The 19,055-nt window shown below is 67.3% G+C and carries 16 protein-coding genes; 8 read left to right on the top strand and 8 right to left on the bottom strand.

Annotated features, from left to right (window positions below):
* Nucleotides 1–21 precede the first annotated feature (21 nt).
* The 5 genes from XcuCFBP2542_RS12760 to XcuCFBP2542_RS12740 all read right to left on the bottom strand — a co-directional run bounded on the left by XcuCFBP2542_RS12760 (nucleotide 22) and on the right by XcuCFBP2542_RS12740 (nucleotide 6,505).
* The gene (locus tag XcuCFBP2542_RS12760; RefSeq protein ID WP_211293005.1) at nucleotides 22–1,404 is read right to left on the bottom strand and encodes an ATP-binding protein; all 1,383 of its coding nucleotides are present in this window, start codon (nucleotides 1,402–1,404) and stop codon (nucleotides 22–24) included.
* Between the two features lie 381 nt (nucleotides 1,405–1,785).
* Nucleotides 1,786–3,120 (bottom strand): chloride channel protein, encoded by a 1,335-nt coding sequence (locus XcuCFBP2542_RS12755; protein WP_104603939.1) that lies wholly within the window; start codon nucleotides 3,118–3,120, stop codon nucleotides 1,786–1,788.
* Nucleotides 3,121–3,154: 34 nt separating this feature from the next.
* Complete coding sequence (locus XcuCFBP2542_RS12750) at nucleotides 3,155–4,462, bottom strand: alkaline phosphatase family protein (protein ID WP_104603943.1); 1,308 nt, start codon at nucleotides 4,460–4,462, stop codon at nucleotides 3,155–3,157.
* Between the two features lie 37 nt (nucleotides 4,463–4,499).
* Entirely contained in the window at nucleotides 4,500–5,045 is a 546-nt protein-coding gene (locus XcuCFBP2542_RS12745) for a methylated-DNA--[protein]-cysteine S-methyltransferase (RefSeq protein ID WP_104603938.1), read from the bottom strand.
* Nucleotides 5,042–6,505: an AlkA N-terminal domain-containing protein gene (locus XcuCFBP2542_RS12740; protein ID WP_104603937.1), complete on the bottom strand. Its 1,464-nt coding sequence runs from the start codon at nucleotides 6,503–6,505 to the stop codon at nucleotides 5,042–5,044. Before XcuCFBP2542_RS12740 ends, XcuCFBP2542_RS12745 begins: the two co-directional genes overlap by 4 nt.
* Nucleotides 6,506–6,652: 147 nt before the next feature.
* Between XcuCFBP2542_RS12740 and XcuCFBP2542_RS12735 the strand changes: the two genes are divergently transcribed.
* The 4 genes from XcuCFBP2542_RS12735 to XcuCFBP2542_RS12720 all read left to right on the top strand — a co-directional run bounded on the left by XcuCFBP2542_RS12735 (nucleotide 6,653) and on the right by XcuCFBP2542_RS12720 (nucleotide 9,489).
* A complete protein-coding gene (locus tag XcuCFBP2542_RS12735; protein ID WP_104603936.1) occupies nucleotides 6,653–7,834 on the top strand; it encodes a COG3904 family protein in 1,182 nt (393 codons plus the stop codon).
* A 75-nt stretch (nucleotides 7,835–7,909) separates the two neighbouring features.
* Nucleotides 7,910–8,164, top strand: a complete 255-nt coding sequence (locus XcuCFBP2542_RS12730) for a hypothetical protein (protein WP_104603935.1) — start codon at nucleotides 7,910–7,912, stop codon at nucleotides 8,162–8,164.
* Nucleotides 8,165–8,498: 334 nt separating this feature from the next.
* A complete protein-coding gene (locus XcuCFBP2542_RS12725; RefSeq protein WP_104603934.1) occupies nucleotides 8,499–9,062 on the top strand; it encodes a DUF4019 domain-containing protein in 564 nt (187 codons plus the stop codon).
* A 25-nt stretch (nucleotides 9,063–9,087) separates the two neighbouring features.
* Entirely contained in the window at nucleotides 9,088–9,489 is a 402-nt protein-coding gene (locus tag XcuCFBP2542_RS12720; RefSeq protein ID WP_104603933.1) for an MAPEG family protein, read from the top strand.
* Between the two features lie 150 nt (nucleotides 9,490–9,639).
* On the opposite strand, the gene XcuCFBP2542_RS12715 is transcribed toward XcuCFBP2542_RS12720, so the two are convergent.
* Nucleotides 9,640–9,882: an RNA-binding S4 domain-containing protein gene (locus XcuCFBP2542_RS12715; RefSeq protein WP_104603932.1), complete on the bottom strand. Its 243-nt coding sequence runs from the start codon at nucleotides 9,880–9,882 to the stop codon at nucleotides 9,640–9,642.
* 288 nt (nucleotides 9,883–10,170) lie between these two features.
* Between XcuCFBP2542_RS12715 and XcuCFBP2542_RS12705 the strand changes: the two genes are divergently transcribed.
* The 4 genes from XcuCFBP2542_RS12705 to XcuCFBP2542_RS12690 all read left to right on the top strand — a co-directional run bounded on the left by XcuCFBP2542_RS12705 (nucleotide 10,171) and on the right by XcuCFBP2542_RS12690 (nucleotide 16,895).
* Nucleotides 10,171–12,072 (top strand): DEAD/DEAH box helicase, encoded by a 1,902-nt coding sequence (locus tag XcuCFBP2542_RS12705; protein ID WP_104603930.1) that lies wholly within the window; start codon nucleotides 10,171–10,173, stop codon nucleotides 12,070–12,072.
* 375 nt (nucleotides 12,073–12,447) lie between these two features.
* A complete protein-coding gene (locus XcuCFBP2542_RS12700; protein WP_104603929.1) occupies nucleotides 12,448–14,853 on the top strand; it encodes a putative bifunctional diguanylate cyclase/phosphodiesterase in 2,406 nt (801 codons plus the stop codon).
* Nucleotides 14,854–14,981: 128 nt separating this feature from the next.
* Nucleotides 14,982–15,704: a pseudouridine synthase gene (locus XcuCFBP2542_RS12695; RefSeq protein WP_104603928.1), complete on the top strand. Its 723-nt coding sequence runs from the start codon at nucleotides 14,982–14,984 to the stop codon at nucleotides 15,702–15,704.
* A 54-nt stretch (nucleotides 15,705–15,758) separates the two neighbouring features.
* Nucleotides 15,759–16,895 (top strand): GGDEF domain-containing protein, encoded by a 1,137-nt coding sequence (locus XcuCFBP2542_RS12690; protein WP_104603927.1) that lies wholly within the window; start codon nucleotides 15,759–15,761, stop codon nucleotides 16,893–16,895.
* 20 nt (nucleotides 16,896–16,915) lie between these two features.
* On the opposite strand, the gene XcuCFBP2542_RS12685 is transcribed toward XcuCFBP2542_RS12690, so the two are convergent.
* Both XcuCFBP2542_RS12685 and XcuCFBP2542_RS12680 read right to left on the bottom strand, forming a co-directional pair.
* Nucleotides 16,916–17,863 carry a DMT family transporter gene (locus XcuCFBP2542_RS12685; RefSeq protein WP_104603926.1) on the bottom strand — a complete coding sequence of 316 codons (948 nt, stop codon included), beginning with the start codon at nucleotides 17,861–17,863 and terminating at the stop codon, nucleotides 16,916–16,918.
* A gap of 76 nt (nucleotides 17,864–17,939) precedes the next feature.
* Nucleotides 17,940–18,773: a DUF72 domain-containing protein gene (locus tag XcuCFBP2542_RS12680; RefSeq protein WP_104603925.1), complete on the bottom strand. Its 834-nt coding sequence runs from the start codon at nucleotides 18,771–18,773 to the stop codon at nucleotides 17,940–17,942.
* Between the last annotated feature and the right edge of the window lie 282 nt (nucleotides 18,774–19,055).

Raw genomic sequence — 19,055 nt, 5'->3', positions numbered from 1 at the left:
AGGAGTTCCTGAGGCTCAAGATCATCGCCAGCTTCCTGCCCGCGCTACCCGAAAATGCTCGATTGCACCCACAGTGATCCGCGAAGACCCGTCAAGATTTAACGTCAGCACATGAGCGATGAACGGTTTGTATTCGGCATATAGCGCGACTCGGCGTGCCTGAGACGTCTTCTCGGCCTCCTGCTGGATGAAGGCTTCGAATCGCAACATGCGCGTAGCGCCTTCGGAGAGAGGCTGCTGGCACAGTGGGCAGGGCGATTCGGCGCCTAGGTCGGGGAACGCTTTGTCCGGGTGGGATTCGACCGCGAATTTGCGGGCGGCATCGAAGAGTTCGCGCCAAGTCTCGCCGCCGGTGCCCGGCAACAGGTTCTCGCCTTCCTTGAACTGCTTGGCCGCGAGTGTGGCCGCCGCCTGAGCAGTGCGATAACTGTCGGCCAAGTTGCGCAGCTTGGCTGTTATAACTTGGTCCAACAGTACGCCTTTTTTGGTGGCATTCGTCGCGATGGCCGCCACGCGACGCGCTCGCAGGCGCAACTGAATCGCCTTTCCCCCAGGGTTGTTCTCCTTAAGACTTTTGTCGAGCGCGACGTGGTGTGCCAGCTCTTCAGGTGTCAACGTAGCCAGCGCGTCTATCTGGGCTGTCGTTGTCTTGGCAGACAGTGATGAGATCAACTTGCCTACGGGTGTGTCGCCCTGAAGCGGCGCGAACGCTGTGAGGTCAGCGGCGGACTGAGCATGCTCGTTTTCGAGCGAAGCCTTCAATTGCTTGCAAACCTTGGCTAGTCCTTCAAACACGTCGAGCCCATAGGGGACGTAGGAAAAATCATCTTCGCTGTCGAGGTAGGCGCGTGCGCAGCGCGAATCGAAGATTGCGAAAGACGACAGCTCAGGTGGCGAGGCCTTCCCATATGTCCAATACGTATCTTTTGCGACACCGTTCACGGTAATCTCAAAAGCGGCCTCCGGAGCGCCCGCCTTGCCGGCCGGAAGATTGGCGTTTGGATGGATGGCTTCCATCTGATCGCGGGCTCGGCAGGCGCGCTTGAGCACGCGTGAGTATCCCGACTTACCTGAACCATTGTCGCCGTATATCACCGTCATTCCGGTGGGGCTGAACGGCAGATGCTGATTCTCTGCAATCGCATTGACATGGTGCATGTTCTTCATCGCGAGCAGTTCGACGTGCGTCGTTACCTTCAAGGGCGCGGGAACCTGATCGGCCGTTAACGGCTTGGGCTTCCTGCCCTTGAGATCAGGGATGCCGTGTGTCGCTTTCAGCAGTGCGAATAAATCGTCCTGATCCTCGGCCGTCAGCGTCTGCTTCGCCAGCAGACGAGCGACTGCATCGCTTTGCCATGTGGCGAGTCCCTGGGTCCAGCCCAGTATTTCCTGCATTATCGACATGAGTCTCCTACAGTCCTTGTCATTGATTTTGTTCTTCGGCTGCACTTACGAACACGGCCACCGAACTGCATGCTGCAGCAGGCATGACGAAACATTCAGAAACATTATGACGTTCCGGCGTTACGTTGTCAGGCTCTCGGGCTTTACTCCGTACTGGCTGCGCCCTTCACGAGCGAATCCATCTGGCTTCGATTCTTCACGCTTCCGAACCTCGCTCTGTTTTAGTCCTTCGCGCTGAGCTTGCATTGGGGCCGTGGAGCGAGGGGTGAGAGAACAACATGCATGAGGTAGATGCAGAGCATCGTTTTTACGGTAGAGGCGGGCGCCCGCGCTTGCCCTCGGAGGCGTACGCTGGAATCAGGCCCGCCGATGCGGGCTTGGTCAGCGCTCGCCGTGGGCAGGCGAGGCGGAGCCCGGTGCAGGCGCCAGCAACTGCTCGGCTAGCCCGCGATAGATCGGCGTCTTGCACACCAGGCCGGACACCGCGCGGGCGATCAGCACCGTGGCCAGGATCGGCAGCAGCATCTGTCCGGTATCGGTGAGTTCCAGCGAAATCACCGCCGAGGTCAGCGGCGCCTGGGTCACCCCGGCCAGGTAGGCGCACATGCCCAGCAGCACGAAGGTGCGCGGGTCCACGCCCGGCATCAGCACCGACAGGTTGTGGCCGATGCCGGCACCCACCGCCAGGGCGGGTGAGAACAGACCGCCCGGGATGCCCGCCAGGTACGAGACCAGATTGGCGAGGAGCTTCATCAGGCCGAATTCGTGACCGACCACCGCATGCCCCTGCACCAGGCTGCGCGCCTGTTCGTAGCCGGTGCCGAAGGCGCCTTGCCCGACTACCAGCGCCAGCCCGACCAGCACCACGCCGCACAGGGCGGCAAGCAGCACCGGGTGCCGTTGACGCAGTGCGCCCAACCAGCGCGGTTTGCCGCTGACGCTGGCCAGCACCAGCCGGGCGAAGATGCCGCCGAGCAGGCCGGCCACGCTGCCGCATAACGCAATCGCCAGCCATGCATGGCCCAACGGCAGCGCCACCGCCACCTTGCCGAAATACGTGTAGCTGGCCAGCAGGCACAACGACACCACGCCACCGACGATCACCGCAGTGAGCAAGGTGCCAGAGAAGCGGTGCTCGAAACGCCCGCTCAATTCCTCGATCGCAAACACCACACCGGCCAGCGGCGTGTTGAAGGCCGCCGCGATGCCTGCTGCGCCGCCAGCGAGCAAAAAGTGCGAAAGCTCGCGCGGATCGTGGAAGCCAAACCAGCGCCCGAACAGATGCATCAGGCTGGCGCCGACATGCACGGTGGGGCCTTCGCGACCCACCGAGGCGCCGCCCAGCAGCGATAGGCTGGTCAAGGCGAGCTTGCCGACCGATACGCGCAGCGACAGGTTGGTGTCGCGAAATGCCGGGTCCGGATGCTCCAGCGCGGCGATGACCTGCGGGATGCCGCTGCCGCGGGTAGGCCGCAAGGCGCCGGAGGTGAGCCAGGCGAGCAGGGCGAAGATGCCCGGGGTCAGCAGCATCGCCCACCAGATCGAGTGCGCGGTGATGCGCTGGAACAGATGGAAGGCGGCATCGCTGGCCTTGGCGAACACGATCGCCACCAGCGCTACCGCGATCGCGCCGCCCCACAGTGCAGCGCGGCGACGCCAGCCTTCGCTGGACAACAATGGCCGCAGGCGGTGCGGCAATGGGGCAGGAGCAGACATCACCTCATTGTCGCACCCACACGCGGTAGCGGGGTCAACGCGCGGCTGGTGGTGGCACGCGCAATGCCGGCAGCAGCGTGGCCGGGTTGCCGTCGTTAGGCGCGGCGGGGATGCCGAGCAGCCGCGTCATCAGCGGATACACATCCACGTTGTCGAAGCCCGGCAAGGTCTTGCCTTTCGCCAGATCCGGGCCTTGCGCCAGGAACACCGCCCGCATCGATGGCAGCGCCGGGTCGAAGCCGTGCGAGCCGCGCATGCCCTTTGGCGGGCGCTTGGCCAGCTTGTCCGGGAACAAAGCATCCCAGCCTTCGTGCATCTGGCACACGATGGGCGCAATGCGCGGGTGCGTGCCGTAATGCCAGCGCGCCGGCAGCTGCATCTTGCGCCAGCAGTCGTAGTGCGCATGCGCGCCGAGCAGGTGCGCTTCGGCCTTGGCCTGCTGCCCGGGCAGTGGCACGAAGCCGATCACCTGGCCGTCGGTAGTGGCCGTGGCAAGCTCGGGCGGCGCCATGGCTTCCACGCTGATGGCATGGCCCGGCGGCACCTCGGCCATGCCGTGGTCGGAGACCACTATGATATTGGTGCGCGCGCGGGTGCCGTCGCGCTGCATGCCGTCCAGCAGCCTGCCGATGGCTGCATCCACCGCGCGCACGGTGTCGGCATAGTCGCGCGATTCCGGGCCGTGGTCGTGGCCGGCCTCGTCCACCTGTTCGAAGTACAGCGTGACCAGGCGATTGCGCTGGGGCCGATCGGTGTTGAGCCAGCCGCGCACCATCTCCACGCGCGCCTCCAGGCTCACGCCTTCTTCGTAATGGCGCCACTGCGAGGGGCGCACGCCCTGGATCGCCGCTTCGCTGCCCGGCCATGACCAGGTGGCCGCACGCAGGCCGGCGCGCTCGGCGCCCACCCACAGCGGTTCGCCGCCCCACCAGCGCGCATCGCCCACTGCTTCCTGCTTGCTCAGCCAGAAGCCACCCAATACCGGGTCGCGCATGCTGTTATGCACGATGCCGTGGTGGTCGGGCCGCAGGCCGGTGATGAGCGTGTAGTGATTGGGAAACGTCAGCGACGGGTACGCCGGCGTCATCCAGCGCGCACGCACGCCATCGCGCGCCAGCTGCGACAACGTGGGCGTGATGCCGCGATCGAGCATGTCCGCGCGCAGGCCATCGATGGAGATCAGCAGCAGGGTGTGCGGGGGATCGTTCGCTGCCGCGGTGGCGGCTGGCGGAGGCGGTGCGCTGACCGGGAGTGCCGGGGCGCTGTGTTGGAGGGGCTGGCTGGTACAGGCCGCGAGCAGGGCCGTGGCCGCTGCGGTCACCACAAGACGTCGGTCGATCATGCGGCCGAGTGTACGGTGCGGCGAGAACGTCGCGACGTCATTGCGAACCTGCTGCGGGGACATCGGCGAACAGATCGTCGGCGCGTGCAGCCTGCCGTGGCGACCAGCCTTCCAGCTGCAACAAGGCCTGCTTGGTCGGCAGGCCACCGCCGAAACCGGTCAACGCCCCATTGGCGCCGATCACGCGATGGCAGGGCAACACGATCGGCAGTGGATTGCGTCCGTTGGCCGCGCCCACTGCGCGGCTGGCAGCGGGGCGGCCCACCGCCTGCGCCAGCTGCGCATAGCTCCAGGTCTGGCCGAACGGAATCTGCGCCAGCGTGTGCCAGACCTCGCGCTGGAAGGGTGTGCCCACCGGTGCCAGCGGCAGGTCGAAATGGCGTCGCCCGCCATGCAGGTAATCGAGCAATTGCTCACGCGCCTGGCGCACCAGCGCAGCGCCCGGGTTGTGCACCCAGCGGGCGCGTCCGGTGGCGTCGTAACGGTTCTGTGCGAACAGGATATGGCGCACGCCGGCCTGGTCGGCGGCCACGGTCAGCGTGCCGATCGGCGACGGAAAAAAGTCGTAATGGACGGTGCTCATGGACGGGATTCCTTGCGGTCGGCGGCGAGATGCCACAGGTGCAGCACGGCGTAGGCGCGCCACGGGCGCCAGGCCTGCGAGCGCGCCTCGGTGGCGCGTTCGCTCAGCCGCAGCGGCGCGCCGAGCACCTGTTGCAGGATCAGGTCGCCGGCCGGAAACGCGTCCGGATGCGAGAGCGCACGCATGGCGATGTAGTGCGCCGTCCACGGCCCGATACCGGGCAGGGCGACGCAGGCGGCGACGAACTCGGACAGACGCTGGCCGGCGCCGAAGTGCAGCCGGCCCTGCGCGCAGGCCACGGCCAGTGCGCGCAGCGTGGCGGCGCGTGCGCCCGGCAGCCCGAGCTGTTCCAGCGGCGCCTCGGCCAGTTGCTCAGGTGTGGGAAAACTGCGATCCAGCCCTGGCGGCATCTCGGCATGCCGGCCGCCATGCCGCTCCACCAGCCGCGCCGCCAGCGTGGCCGCGCCGGCTACGCTGATCTGCTGACCCAGCACCGCACGTACCGCGGTCTCGAAGCCATCCCAGCCGCCGGGCACGCGCAGGCCGGGCCGGCGTTCGATCGCCTCGGCCAGCAGCGGCTCGGCCGCAAGCGTGGCGTGCACCGCATGCAGGTCCGCATCCAGATCGAACACGCGGCGCACCCGGCGCACGATCTGCGGAATCCGGCGCGGGTCGGTGGCGCCGATGCGCAGCAGCAGTTCTGCGCGCTGCGGCGCCGGCGCGACCTCGATCAAGCTGGCGTGGCCGGGCGGGCCGATCACCCGCCGATAGCGGCCGCCATCGACCTGCTCGATCCCCAGGATCGCCCGGCGCTGCAGAAATGCCAGCATCGCCGGCCAGTCCAGGGGGGGGCGATAGCTCAGGCGCAGCGTGAGTTCGCCGCCCGGCACCTCGGCGCGCTGCTTGCGCAACGCCGACGGCGGCATCCCGCAGCCTTCCAGGAACGCCGCATTGAACCGACGCAGGCTGTTGAAGCCGGCCGCCAGCGCAACTTCGGTCACCGGCAAGGCGGTTTCGGTGAGCAATTGCTTGGCCAGCAGCAGCCGACGCGTGCCGTGCACCTGGATCGGCGTGGCGCCAAGGTGTTGCACGAACTGCCGTTGCAACTGCCGCGCGCTAATGCCCACCGCATCAGCCAGGCGCTGCACCGGCTGCTCCTGCAGCACGCCTTCGGCGATCATCGCCAGGGCGCGTTGCACGCTCTCTTCGCCCAGGTGCTGCTGCGCCTGCGGCGACAGCTCCGGCCGGCAGCGCAGGCACGGCCGATAGCCGGCCGCGCTGGCCGCCGCAGCCGTGGGGTAATAACTGACGTTGGCTGGCTTCGGCGCCGGCGCCGGGCACACCGGACGGCAATAGATCCCGGTGCTGCGCACGGCGGTGAAGAACAGCCCGTCAAAGCGCGCATCGCGCGCCAGGCGGGCGCGGTCGCATTGGGTCCGGTCGGGCGTGAGCGTCTGCATGGCGCCAGTCTATGCCCTGGCCACCGCACCGGCTGGCCGTTTTCGGACGGGGTTGCGCAAGCGGGTGCATGTTCATGGCGCGGTCAAATCCTTGATCGCTTCAGCCATAGACTGAAGGTGATCTCCGTCGCGCTCCCACACTCGTCCATGCTCAAACCGTTTTGTCTGTCACTTGCCTGCGTGTTCCTGCTGGTTGCCTGCGACCGCGGCGGTACGTGGGCCGATGCTGCCGGGGCGCAACAGACCGCAGCGGCGCAGGTCGGCGACGGCGACCACATGGTGTCGGTGGATACGCCCGAACCGGTTCCGCCGCCGCGCCCGCGTGCGCAGGTCGGCGAGGCGGGATGGCCACAGGCGGAACTGGAAGCGGGCCAGGCCTGGATCAGCTGTGCCACCAATTACGGCAAGGAAGCCGGCGATGGCACCTTGCTACCGGCGCTGGACCGGGCCAGCGTGGAGGCGGCATTGTCGCCGTGCCGCGAGACCGGCCTGGTGCGGGTGCGCTATACGGGCAAGATCAACGCTGGTTTCGCGGCGCTGGTGTGGCGGCTGGCCGCCGTGGCAGAGCAGTGGACGTTGCCGCATCGCATCCTGGATCTGGATTCCAGTGGCGGCCAGGTGGAGGCAGCGATCCGCGCCGGCGACACCATCGGCGAATCCAACTGGACCATCTGGGTACGCGAAGGCTCGATCTGCCATAGCGCCTGCGTGTTCGTGCTGGCGGCCGGCGACAACCGCCTGGTGGCCGGCAAGGTGGGCATCCACCGGATGATGCGGATCAGCTCGAAGGCGACGTCACGGGCAGAACTCAATCGCGAGCTGCGCGAGGTCTATGGCAACGTCAAGGAGTATCTGGAGCGTAACGGCGTGGCGGTAGCAGTGGCCGACCTCATGATGACGGTGCCCAATCGCAGCCTGCGCCTGCTCACCATGGAAGAGCTGCGCGAATACGGCCTGGACGGAACCAATGCCGTGCAGGACGATCTGGAACGCATCCGCCAGATGCGCAAGTGCGGCGATGCGTTCGTGCGCCGCAAGGACGCGTTTCTGGTGGCGTTCGACCAGCAGTGCAAAGGCGAGGGCGCGGATCTGGATGCGGTCAACGCCTGCGGTCTGGCTTTGAAGCAGCGCTTCGGTTTTCCGGATGCGGCCTGCCCGGAAGAAAGCCCGCTGGCCGAAACCGATGCGGCGGCCCTGCCGGTGGCACCGGTGCTCGATGCGCAGGACGGCACGCCGACCGACGCCACGCCGCCGCTCGCGCCGGCCGCCGACCCGGCCGGGGATGCTGCGCAGGCCGATGCGTCAGCGCCTGCGCCTGCCGACGGTTGAGGCCGCTGCAGCTTTCACGCGTATCGCACTGCGCGCTGCCTATGGTCGCCGCATACAACCGGGTTAGGGGGGCGTATGCGAGGCAAGACCAAAGGCGTTTTACTGGCGTACCTGCCATCGGCGTTGCTGGTGCTGGTGGGTTTTGGCGTTGCCGAACTGCTGCGCCTGGCTGCCGAGGCCATGCATGCGCAATGGCCAGCGACGCTGGGGATGTGGCTGAGCCTGGCGGCGTTGGTTGCGGCCATTGCGCGTGCGTTCTGGGTGAGCTGGCGGCTGTGGCGGCCGCGCGGGGCGACGGCGGTACCGCCGGCTCCTGGTGGCGAGGTTTAGGGCGGCTGCCACAACGACGACGCAGGCCACGGTGCGGCGGGTGCTTGGTACCGCCACTTGTCACCCATACATGCCGGTTCTTGTGCGCTGTTTATCCACCTGACGACTGATGGCGAGGTTTTACCGGCCACGCTTGGATACCTCCACCGGCATCTCCGCTTTATAGTGCTGCGGACGCATTCTTCCTTCGATCAGCGATCTTCGTGGTGTATCGCTGATTGCAGGTGAATCGCACTCGCTGCTTGTTTTGCACAGGTCGCGGCATAGACTGCGCCACTGGCCGCATGCAGTGCGGCTCACCTCTTCCATCCGATCCAGTACAAGGTGCTTGTCAATGCGTCGTTCTTGTTTGCTTGTTGCGCTGGTGTTCGTTCCAGCGCTGCTGTTCGCGCAACAGCCGCAGCCTTCCAATCGCGCCGCCACCGCAGCCGCAGCGCAACCGGCACCTGCTGCGCGCACTGCGACTGCGGCGGCGCAACCAGCGGCTGTGGCACCGGCGCTGAGCCCCGCGCAACAGGCACAGGTGGCCAAGCAGGACATCGAAATGACCCAGGCCGCCTTGCGCGTGGCGCAAATGGTCGACACCGACAAGGCTGCCGCGATCTGGGACGGCGCCTCCCGCGTGGCCAAGACCGCAGTCAAGCGCGATGCCTTCGTGGCCCAGTTGGGCGGCGAGCGCGCGCGCCTGGGTGCGGTCGTCGGTCGCGGCCAGAGCTCGGTGACGCGGGTGAAATACGGCCCTGGTGCACAGGTGCCCGAAGGGCTGTACGTCAACGTCAGTTTCCCGACCCGATTCGCCAATGCGCAGCAGCCGGTACGCGAACTGGTGTCCTTCCGTCTGGACGAGGACAAGACCTGGCGTGTTGCCGGCTACAGTTTGCGTACGGCGGTGAAGTGATGCGGCAGCCGACCAGGAGACCCGTATGCAACTGACGATCGAATTGCAGATGCTGGGCTGGGCCATGGTGCTCGGCCTGGTGCAGCTGCTGGCCGCCTCGGCCAGCATGACCGCCCAGCGCGGCACCAAATGGAATGCGAGCGCACGCGATGGCGATGCCAAGCCACTGACCGGTGTGGCGGCCCGCCTGGACCGCGCATTGCGCAACTATCTGGAAACCTTTCCGATCTTCGCGGCCGCAGTGCTGGCGGTGAGCATGGCGGGGCGCACCAGTGCAGACACCGCCCTGGCCGTGCAGCTGTACCTGTGGGCGCGCGTGGCCTACGTGCCGGCCTATGCGGCCGGTATTCCCTATCTGCGCAGTGCGATCTGGGTGGTGTCGTTCTGGGGCATCGTCAAGCTGGTGCGTGCGCTGTTGGGTCTCTGAGACGGCGCCGGCTGCGATGACGGCGCTGCCTTGCCAAGGCTGGCTGCGCGGCTAAATTGCTGCGCATCTCATCCGGCGCGGCGCCTGAGCGATGTAGCCCGCTCTGCCGCTGCCGCCGCGGGGGGGGGCATTTGCAGGTCCGGGGCGTGTTCATTGGCCGGGTTCGGCGTCCAGGTCCATCGCCATCACGCGGATCTCCACATCGTCCAGCTGCACCACCTGGCCGGGCCGGATCTTGGCGGTCTTGCGCAGTTCTTGCGCGCCATCCACGCGCACCACGCCGCTGGCGACCAGCGCCTTGCCCTGGCCGCCGCTGTCGGCAAGGCCGGCCAGCTTGAGCAACTGGTGGAGCTCGATGTACTCGCCGTCGATGTCGAATTCCAGGATTTGCATGCTGCGCTCGTTGACCAAAGAGGGCGATTATCGGCCGGCTACGGTCGGCAATACCATCGTGGTGATGCAGTCGCAGGCCAGTGATGCTGGTGAGCGGGTGTATCCAGCGACCTGGATCCAATGGCGGCGGATGGGAACCGGAAGGCTCGAAGAGGCGATCGTCCGAGCCTCGGCAAAACCCTCGCAACCTGAACGGACTGTCACGGCCCTTCGACAGCAGGGGGGGTAAGGGCGCACACTACGCTGCTTTGCGCCTGCCGGCTCCGTGCGGCGCCTCCGGAGTTACCCATGACCCAAGAATCTTCCGCGCCGCTGCTGTTTGCAGACCTCGGCCTCTCGGACGCTGTGATGAAGGCGGTTGCCGCCGTCGGCTACGAGTCCCCTTCGCCGATCCAGGCCGCCACCATCCCCGCGCTGCTGGCCGGCCGCGACGTGCTCGGCCAGGCGCAGACCGGTACCGGCAAGACCGCCGCGTTCGCGCTGCCGGTGCTGTCCAATGCCGACCTGAGCCAGGTCAAGCCGCAGGCCCTGGTGCTGGCTCCCACCCGCGAGCTGGCTATCCAGGTCGCCGAGGCGTTTCAGAAATATGCCGAAGCCATTCCCGGTTTCCGCGTACTGCCGGTGTACGGCGGCCAGCCGTACGCCCAGCAGCTCAGTGCGCTCAAGCGCGGCGTGCATGTGGTGGTGGGCACCCCGGGGCGGGTGATCGATCACCTGGACCGCGGCACCCTGGACCTGTCGCAGCTGAAGACGCTGGTGCTGGACGAAGCCGACGAAATGCTGCGCATGGGCTTCATCGACGATGTCGAAGCCGTGCTCAAGAAGCTGCCCGAGCAGCGCCAGGTGGCGCTGTTCTCGGCCACCATGCCGCCGGCCATCCGCCGGATCGCGCAGACCTATCTGAAAGACCCGGCCGAAGTCACCATCGCGGCCAAGACCACTACCTCGGCCAATATCCGCCAGCGTTACTGGTGGGTGAGCGGGCTGCACAAGCTGGACGCGCTGACCCGCATCCTGGAAGTGGAGCCGTTCGACGGCATGATTATTTTCGCGCGCACCAAGGCCGGCACCGAAGAGCTGGCGCAGAAGCTGCAGGCACGCGGCCTGGCTGCGGCCGCCATCAACGGCGACATGCAGCAGGCGGCGCGTGAGAAGACCATCGCCCAGCTCAAGGACGGCAAGCTGGACATCCTGGTCGCCACCGACGTGGCCGCGCGTGGCCTGGACGTGGAGCGCATCAGCCATGTGCTGAACTACGACATTCCGTACGACACCGAAAGCTATGTGCACCGCATCGGCCGTACCGGCCGTGCCGGGCGCAGCGGCGAGGCGATCCTGTTCGTCACCCCGCGCGAAAAGGGCATGCTGCGTTCGATCGAGCGCGCCACCCGCCAGCCGATCGAAGAAATGCAGCTGCCCAGCGTGGATGCGGTCAACGACACCCGCGTGGCGCGCTTCATGAGCCGCATCAGCGAGACTCTGGCCGGTGGCCAGATCGAGCTGTATCGCGATCTGCTGCAGCGCTTTGAAGGTGAAAACAACGTACCGGCGATCGACATCGCTGCCGCGCTGGCCAAGTTGCTGCAGGGCGATGCGCCATTCCTGCTGACTCCGCCGGTACGTGGCGCACGCGAGGACGCCGCACCGCGCGAGCGCCATGAACGTGCGGATCGTGGCGAGCGCCCGCGCTTCGAGCCGAAGTTCGAGCGTGGCCCGCGTGCCAACGATGGCGAGCGCGCTCCGCGTCCGCCGCGCGGCGAAGAGGCCGGCGAGCGTGTGCGCCGCGAACCGGCGCCGCGTGGCGAACCGGAATTCGGCATGGAGAGCTACCGCATCGAAGTGGGCCACAGCCACGGCGTGAAGCCGGCCAATATCGTTGGCGCAATCGCCAACGAGGCCGGCCTGGAAAGCCGTTACATCGGCCGTATCGACATTCAGGACGATTACTCCGTCCTGGACCTGCCGGCCGACATGCCGCGCGAACTGCTGCAGCACCTGAAGAAGGTCTGGGTGTCCGGCCAGCAGCTCAACATGCGCAGGCTGGAAGACGGCGAGGCGGCCACGTCGCCGTCCAAGCCGCGTTTCCCGCGCGGTGGCAAGCCATCCGGCCGTCCGAATGGCCCGGGGCGTCCGATGGACCGCGCCGGCGCGCCGCACCGCAAGGGTCCGCCCAAGCCGCGCGGAGACTGAGCGCGGGCAGGCGGGCCAGGGGGGCGCGCGTCGCCCCGGCCCCACGCGGCCAGGCATGCCGGCCCGGACGCTGGGCGCCCCAGGTCTCGGCACTGCCACGAGGGCGCGTTCCCCCCCCAAGGGCCGCCACGTATCGGCGTTGTGGTCCGGCGGCTTCACCGTCTGTCATTCGCTATGCATGTAGATGCATGGCGTTACTGTCGCCACGCCTGCTTCGCGCAGGCGTTTCCGGACGCCCACGAGCACACCCGCCCCACCTTCCGCCGGGGGCGCTGACGGCTAACGCCGGCATACAGCTTGGACCGTCGCGGCCGCTACTGCCTTCAGGTGCCCGCTGGGCGCCTGGATCGCACCAGGGCAGTGAAGGACATGGCAATGGCGCAGACAGCACGCGGAAATGGCGGTGGGCAGACCATGCACCTGGTGCGCGGCTGGCTCACGTTGCCCTTGGCGCTCTTGATCGGCGCGGCCGTGGTCATGGCCATGGTGTCGGCGCTGGCGATCGAAATCCAGTCCGGCGCCACCGCCTGGATCGTCGCCGAGAGCCATTGGTCCAAGGCGCAGCAGGAGTCGGTCTATTGGCTGGAACGGTATCTGCGCAGCGGCGATCCAGCCGACCTGCAGGCGGCCTGCCGTGCGTTGGAGGTGCCGCTGGGCGACCGCGCCGCGCGCCTGGCGGTGGAGCAACCGGTGATCGACTGGGCGTTGGTGTCCGCCGGTCTGGGGGCCGGCCGTAATGCCCCAGAGGACATGCCGCAGATGGTGCGTCTGTACCGTTACGGGCAGGGCGTTCCCTACCTGGGCGATGCGATCGCGCTGTGGAAGCAGGCTGACGCCGACTTGATGCAACTGAGTTCGCTGGCCGATCGCGCGGCCTCGTCGCAAGCCGTCGGCCAGCCCGACCCGCGCACCCTGCAGGCCTTGCGCGACGAGTTGCAACTGCTCGATGCCCGTATGCGCGGCGATGCCGCCCAGTTCCTGACCCTGCTGACCCGCTGCGTGCGGCTGCTACGCGAGCTGATGGTGATCTGCAGCCTGGTCACCCTGTTGCTGGTGGTCACCACCTGCGTACTGGCCACGCGCCGCATCCGCGACTATCTGCTCTCGCACGAAGGGCGCTTCCGTACCGCCTTCCAGCAGGCCGCGCTGGGGATGGTGAAGTTCGACCTGCATGGCCGCGTGCTGGATGCCAATGCGTCGATGGCCAACATCCTGCGCTACCGCCCGGAAGAACTGCAGGCCTGCACGCTGGCCCAGCTGATGCATCCGGATCATGTGGTGCTGGACAGCCGCGGCATGATCGATTGGGCGCGGCTGCTGCAACCGGGCGAACTGCGTTTCCTGCGTGCCGATGGCGGACTGCTGTGGGGGCGCTGGAGTGCCTCGCTGGTGGAGCCGGGCCCGGAGGAACCCACGCTGGTGCTGGCGGTGATCGAGGATGTCTCTCACGCGCACGAGCTGGCCGACGAGGTGGCCTTCCACGCCCGGCACGACGCCTTGACCGGCCTCATCAACCGCCGCGAGATCGAACAGCGGCTGCTGCGCCTGATCGAGGTCCCGCAACCGCCGCAGACCTGCCATGCGCTGTGCTTCGTCGACCTGGACCATTTCAAGCTGGTCAACGACACCTTCGGCCATGCGATCGGCGACAAGTTCCTGTGCCACTTCGCCGATGTCATCACCATGCAGCTGCGGCCAGGCGATTGGCTGGGACGGCTCGGTGGGGACGAATTCGCGATCCTGCTGGCCAACACCGATCTGGTGCAGGCGCAGGCGCTGCTGGAGCGCATGCACGGCGTGCTCGGGCAGCCATGGAGCCACCAGGATGGGCGGCCGTTGACGCCGAGCTGCAGCTTCGGCGTGGTGGAGATCCGTGGCTGCACCAACGACGTCAACGCCCTGATGACGGCGGCCGACCTGGCCTGTTTCGCGGCCAAGGAGGAAGGGCGCAACCGCATCCGCTGCTTCGGCGAACACGATCTGGCGCTGGCGCGGCGCCGTCACGATGGCGGCTGGATCAACGCGGTGCAGCAAGCCATTGCCGAAGAGCGGCTGCTGCTCTATGCGCAGCGCATCCAGGTACTGAACGACCCCGCGCGAGTGCAGTACGAAGTGCTGGTGCGCATGCGCGCGCGCGACGGGCGGGTACTGAACCCGGGTGAATTCCTGCCTGCGGTGGAGCGCTACGGGCTGGGTCGCATGGTCGATGCGCATGTGCTGGAAACCTTGTGCGAACAGCTGTCGGCCAACCCGCTGCATGTGGCCTGCCTGGACCTGTGCCACGTCAACCTGTCGGCGCAGTCGATCGCGCAGCCGGAGTTCCTGGATTTCGTCTGTGCCCTGTTCGAACGCTACCCCGCACTGGTGCCCAAGTTGTGCATGGAAATCACCGAAACCGCGGTGATCGGCGACCTGGAGCATGCGCAGCGCTTCGTGCAGAGCGTGCGGGCGCGCGGCTGCCATGTGGCGCTGGACGACTTCGGGAGCGGCCTGGCCTCGTTCGGCTACCTCAAGCAGTTCACCGTGGATGTGCTGAAGATCGACTGCGGCTTCGTGCGCAACTATGCACACGATGCGGTGGACCGCGCGGCGGTGCATTCGATCGCCCAGGTCGGGCTGGCGCTGGGGATTGAAGTGGTGGCCGAAGGCGTGGAGTCGGAGGCCGATATTCCCGGTCTGCGCGAGGCCGGCGTGGGCCAGGTGCAGGGTTTCAGCCTGCATCGCCCGTGCCCGCTGGAGGAGCTGTTCCTGCCGCAGCCGCGCTTGGCAGTGCCTGCCTGAGGTGGCGTATCGGTGCCGGTTGCGCTGAGGGCGATGGCGCAGCGCTGCTCGCCGCCTGTCGCAGCTGCGCTGTCGGGGGCGGACATGCAACGGCGCACGGGACCAGGCAAATCGCCGATAATCGGCCGATGACGAACCGACTCAACAAACACATCGCCGACACCGGCTTCTGCTCGCGTCGCGAGGCCGATCGCCTGATCGGCGAACGCCGCGTCACCGTCAATGGCGTGGTGGCCGGCACCGGCGCGGTGGTGGGGGAAGACGACACCGTGCTGGTGGACGGCCAGCCGTTGCGCGCGCGTGAGGCCAGGAAGCCCGGCGGCCGCAAGCATGTCTACATCGCGCTCAACAAACCGGTGGGCGTGACCTGCACCACCGAGAGTTCGGTCAAGGGCAACATCGTCGACTTCGTCGGCCACGAGCAGCGCATCTTCCCGATCGGCCGGCTGGACAAGGATTCCGAAGGCCTGATCCTGATGACCAGCAACGGCAACATCGTCAACGAGATCCTGCGCGCAGAGAACCGCCACCAGAAGGAATACCTGGTGGCGGTCAACAAAGCCGTCACCGACGAATTCCTGCGCGGCATGGCGCGCGGCGTGCGCATCCACAACGAGACCACCTTGCCGTGCCGCACCACGCGCATTGCCAAGTTCGGTTTCCGCATCGTGCTGGAGCAGGGCCTGAACCGGCAGATTCGCCTGATGGCCGCCGAGTTCGGCTACCGGGTGACGCAACTACGCCGCGTGCGCATCGACAACATCAAGCTGGCCGCGCTCAAGCCGGGGCAATGGCGCAACCTCAATGACGCCGAGCTGCGCGGGCTGCTGCCGCAGCGCACCGACTGGTGAGCCGGCTGCCTGGGTGAAGTGCGGGCGCGCGCCGCGCGGCCTGCCGGGCTGCGGATGGCTCGCCCGCGCGGCCTGTTGCATACTGCCAACGACAACGGTGCAGCAGGGGGGGCTGGCCGCGTGATCAAACGGCAATTGCCCGCTAACGAAGCCGAGCGGCTGACCGCCTTGCGGCGCTACGCGCTGCTGGATTCGCCGCCCGAGCCCGCCTTCGACGATCTCGTGCTGGTGGCCTCCACCGTGTGCCAGACGCAGATGGCTGCGGTGGTGTTGGTGGACGAACACCGGCAGTGGCTCAAGGCCGCGCATGGTGCGGCGCGCAGCGAGGCACCGCGTGACATCTCGTTTTGTGCGCACGCCATTTTGCGTCCGGACGAGGTGATGACCGTCGAAGACACCTTGCTGGACCCGCGTTTCTTCGACAACCCAATGGTCACCGGCGAAGCGGCGGTGCGGTTCTACGCCGGCGCGCCGCTGGTCAGCAGCGATGGCATGCCGCTGGGTTCGTTGTGCGTGTTCGACCAGGTGCCGGCGCAGTTGCGCGATGACCAGCGTGCCGCGCTGCAGGCCTTGTCGCGGCAGGCCTCGCAGTTGCTGGAGCTGCGCCTGGTGGGCCTGCAGCTGCGCCAGCAATTGCGCGAGCGCCACTGGTACGAGCAGCAGATGGCGCAGCATTACGCGGCGATGGAAGCGCTCAATGCCGACCTGGTCGAGCAGACCCGCACCGATCCGCTGACCGGCCTGCCCAATCGCCGTGCGTTCGCTGCCGCGCTTGCCGCAGCGATGCAACAGACGCGTGCAGCGAACCGGCCGTTGTCGGTGGCGCTGCTGGACGTGGATCATTTCAAGGTGGTCAACGACGTGCATGGGCACGACCAGGGCGATGCGGTGCTGCGCGAGCTGTCCACGCTATTGCGGGCGCATGTGGCCGGAACCGGCAGCATTGCGCGCTACGGTGGCGAAGAGTTCGTGATGTTGTTGCCGGATGTGGATCTGCAGCAGGCAAGGCTGCAATGCGAATATCTGCGGCAGGGCGTGGCGACGATGACCGGCGCGCTGCCGGTGACGGTCAGCATCGGCGTGGCGATGCTGACCCCGCACGACAGTGCCGAAGCGGTACTCAAGCGCGCCGACCAGGCCTTGTATGCGGCCAAGCGGGGCGGGCGCGATCGGGTGGTGGCGCTGCCGTAGCGGCGCGGTCTCCGCCGCGCTCAGTCGATGATGTTCTTGGCTTCGGCGGTGCCCAGCACTTCCGGATGTGCCACTTTGCGCTGGCGTTCCAGCACCGGGTGCAGGAACACCGCGCCAAGAATGATCGCCACCCCCAGATAGAACTGCAGCGTGAGTTCGCGCTGCTCGCCCAGCAGGGCGATGGCCAGCACGATGGCGTAGACCGGTTCGAGGTTGGTCACCAGTTGCACCGAATAGGCGCTCAGATGGCGCAGCGCCACCAGCGCCAGCGCGAACGGCAGCAAGGTGCAGGCCAGCGACAAGGCCAGCAGCAGCAGGCCATCGTGTAGGCCGGGAACGACCAGCAGATCGCCATGCAGCGATGGCAGCAACAGCGGCAGGACCGGGGCCAGCACGGTCAGGGTCAGCGTACCGGCGCCCAATTCCAGGGCGGTGACGGTGAGTGGGTCGGCATGCGCCACCATGCGTTTGTTGAGCGAGCCGAACAGCGCCACGAAGACGGCGGAAATGGCGCCGACCACCACGCCGGCACGCATGCCGGCCGGCACGCCGCCAACCACCAGCGCCACGCCGGGCAGTACCGCCAGCCCGAACAGCAATTCGCGTGGGCGGAATGGTCGCTGCGTCACCCAAGGCTCGATCACCGCAGTGAACACCGGTGCCAACGCGATGCAGGTGGCCGCGACGGAGGCGTTGGCCAGCTTGATCGCCCCGTAGAAGGTCAGCCAGTGCAGGGCTACCAGGGCGCCGATGCCGCAATAGCCCAGCACCACACGCCCGGACAGGCCGCGCAATCCACGCCAGACGCGCGGCCACGCCGCCAGCGCCACCACCACGATTAACATGCGCCACCACACCAGCGGCAGCGCCTGCAGGGTGATGAGCTTGCCCAGGATCGCGGTGATGCCCCAGAGCAGGACGCAGAAGTGGATTTGCAGTTGCGCCTTGCGCAGGTCGGTGGTGGGCATGCGCCATTGTCGCCCAAACCTGGCGCAGCGACTGCGTCGGCACATCGCTGCAACGCGTGCCGTAACGCCGTTCCAGTCAACCGGCGGCGATAGCCTGCAACAACGCCATTGCGGCAGCCGGGTTGCGCTGTTTGGCTGCGCCGATGAAGAACACGTAGACCTCGCGCGGCGTGTCGGCCACAGGCGACGGCGCTGCCAGATGCGGCAGTGCCGCCGGGTCTTCGCCGCGCCGCCAGGCCTGGATGTGCGCGGCCCAGCGGCGCAGGGCCGGCGCCGGATAGCCGGCCTGCAGGCGTGGCTGGCTGCGCATCAGGCGTGCATAGACCAGATCCGTGGACAGGTCCGCAAACGACGGGTACGTGGGCGAATCGGTGAACACGGTGGCGACCTCGTGCCGGCGCACCAGCGCCAGCATTGCCGCGTCCACGGCCGCCGCATCGCGAATTTCCAGTACATGCCGCAATCGACGCCCGCGCGCCTGCCTGGGCAGCAGGGCCAGAAAACCGGTCAGTTCCTCGTGTTCCAGGCGATATCCCTGCTCGAACTGCCAGACCAGCGGCCCCAGGGTCTGGCCGAGCTCAGCGATGCCACCGACGAAATCTTCGATCTGGGTGCCGGTGCCGGCCAGCCGGCGCGACTGGGTGATGCGGCGTGGTGCCTTGGCCGAAAACACGAAGCCTGCCGGCACCTGGCTACGCCACGTCGCGTAGGTGGCCGGTTTCTGCGCGGCGTAGTACGTGCTGTTGATCTCGATGGCGCTGACATGACGGCTGGCATATTCCAGCTCGCGGCGCTGCAGCAGACCTCGCGGGTAGAACATGCCGGCGCGCCAGGGCACATACACCCAGCCGCCGATGCCGATGTGGATGCCCTCCAGCGTGGGCGGTGACGCCGCGAACAGGTCGTTCATTGCAGGGGCTCGCAGTCGGGATGGGTATCGCATGGTCGGCGCCGCCTACAGCGTGCCCGTTCGCCGCCCAGGGTGGCGCAGAAGACGGCGTTGCCGTGTGAGCGCGCGCAGCACGCAGCGCGTGGTCCGGTGGCGAACCAGCAACGGTGTGCGGCCGGGCCAGCGGCACCTTGGGGCAACGCCTGTGGCCGCCGGTTGCTACCATGCTGGCTCGGCTGTACACGCGTGCCCGGATGCGCCGGACCACGCTTGCCCTGTGCCACAGTGGTTGCTGGACGGTGG

It is taken from the genome of Xanthomonas cucurbitae (genome assembly GCF_002939885.1).
In the GTDB taxonomy this organism is placed as follows: Bacteria; Pseudomonadota; Gammaproteobacteria; order Xanthomonadales; family Xanthomonadaceae; genus Xanthomonas; species Xanthomonas cucurbitae.
Note: the sequence above shows the minus strand (reverse complement) of the source record. Positions and strands in the feature narration are given on the sequence as shown.

Coding starts and splice junctions, on each gene's coding strand:
- XcuCFBP2542_RS12680 (WP_104603925.1), bottom strand. CDS start 18,773: ATGAACGACCTGTTCGCGGCGTCACCGCCCACGCTGGAGGGCATCCAC.
- XcuCFBP2542_RS12745 (WP_104603938.1), bottom strand. CDS start 5,045: ATGAGCACCGTCCATTACGACTTTTTTCCGTCGCCGATCGGCACGCTG.
- XcuCFBP2542_RS12690 (WP_104603927.1), top strand. CDS start 15,759: ATGGCTCGCCCGCGCGGCCTGTTGCATACTGCCAACGACAACGGTGCA.
- XcuCFBP2542_RS12755 (WP_104603939.1), bottom strand. CDS start 3,120: ATGTCTGCTCCTGCCCCATTGCCGCACCGCCTGCGGCCATTGTTGTCC.
- XcuCFBP2542_RS12695 (WP_104603928.1), top strand. CDS start 14,982: ATGACGAACCGACTCAACAAACACATCGCCGACACCGGCTTCTGCTCG.
- XcuCFBP2542_RS12700 (WP_104603929.1), top strand. CDS start 12,448: ATGGCGCAGACAGCACGCGGAAATGGCGGTGGGCAGACCATGCACCTG.
- XcuCFBP2542_RS12720 (WP_104603933.1), top strand. CDS start 9,088: ATGCAACTGACGATCGAATTGCAGATGCTGGGCTGGGCCATGGTGCTC.
- XcuCFBP2542_RS12760 (WP_211293005.1), bottom strand. CDS start 1,404: ATGTCGATAATGCAGGAAATACTGGGCTGGACCCAGGGACTCGCCACA.
- XcuCFBP2542_RS12705 (WP_104603930.1), top strand. CDS start 10,171: ATGACCCAAGAATCTTCCGCGCCGCTGCTGTTTGCAGACCTCGGCCTC.
- XcuCFBP2542_RS12715 (WP_104603932.1), bottom strand. CDS start 9,882: ATGCAAATCCTGGAATTCGACATCGACGGCGAGTACATCGAGCTCCAC.
- XcuCFBP2542_RS12685 (WP_104603926.1), bottom strand. CDS start 17,863: ATGCCCACCACCGACCTGCGCAAGGCGCAACTGCAAATCCACTTCTGC.
- XcuCFBP2542_RS12740 (WP_104603937.1), bottom strand. CDS start 6,505: ATGCAGACGCTCACGCCCGACCGGACCCAATGCGACCGCGCCCGCCTG.
- XcuCFBP2542_RS12735 (WP_104603936.1), top strand. CDS start 6,653: ATGCTCAAACCGTTTTGTCTGTCACTTGCCTGCGTGTTCCTGCTGGTT.
- XcuCFBP2542_RS12750 (WP_104603943.1), bottom strand. CDS start 4,462: ATGATCGACCGACGTCTTGTGGTGACCGCAGCGGCCACGGCCCTGCTC.
- XcuCFBP2542_RS12730 (WP_104603935.1), top strand. CDS start 7,910: ATGCGAGGCAAGACCAAAGGCGTTTTACTGGCGTACCTGCCATCGGCG.
- XcuCFBP2542_RS12725 (WP_104603934.1), top strand. CDS start 8,499: ATGCGTCGTTCTTGTTTGCTTGTTGCGCTGGTGTTCGTTCCAGCGCTG.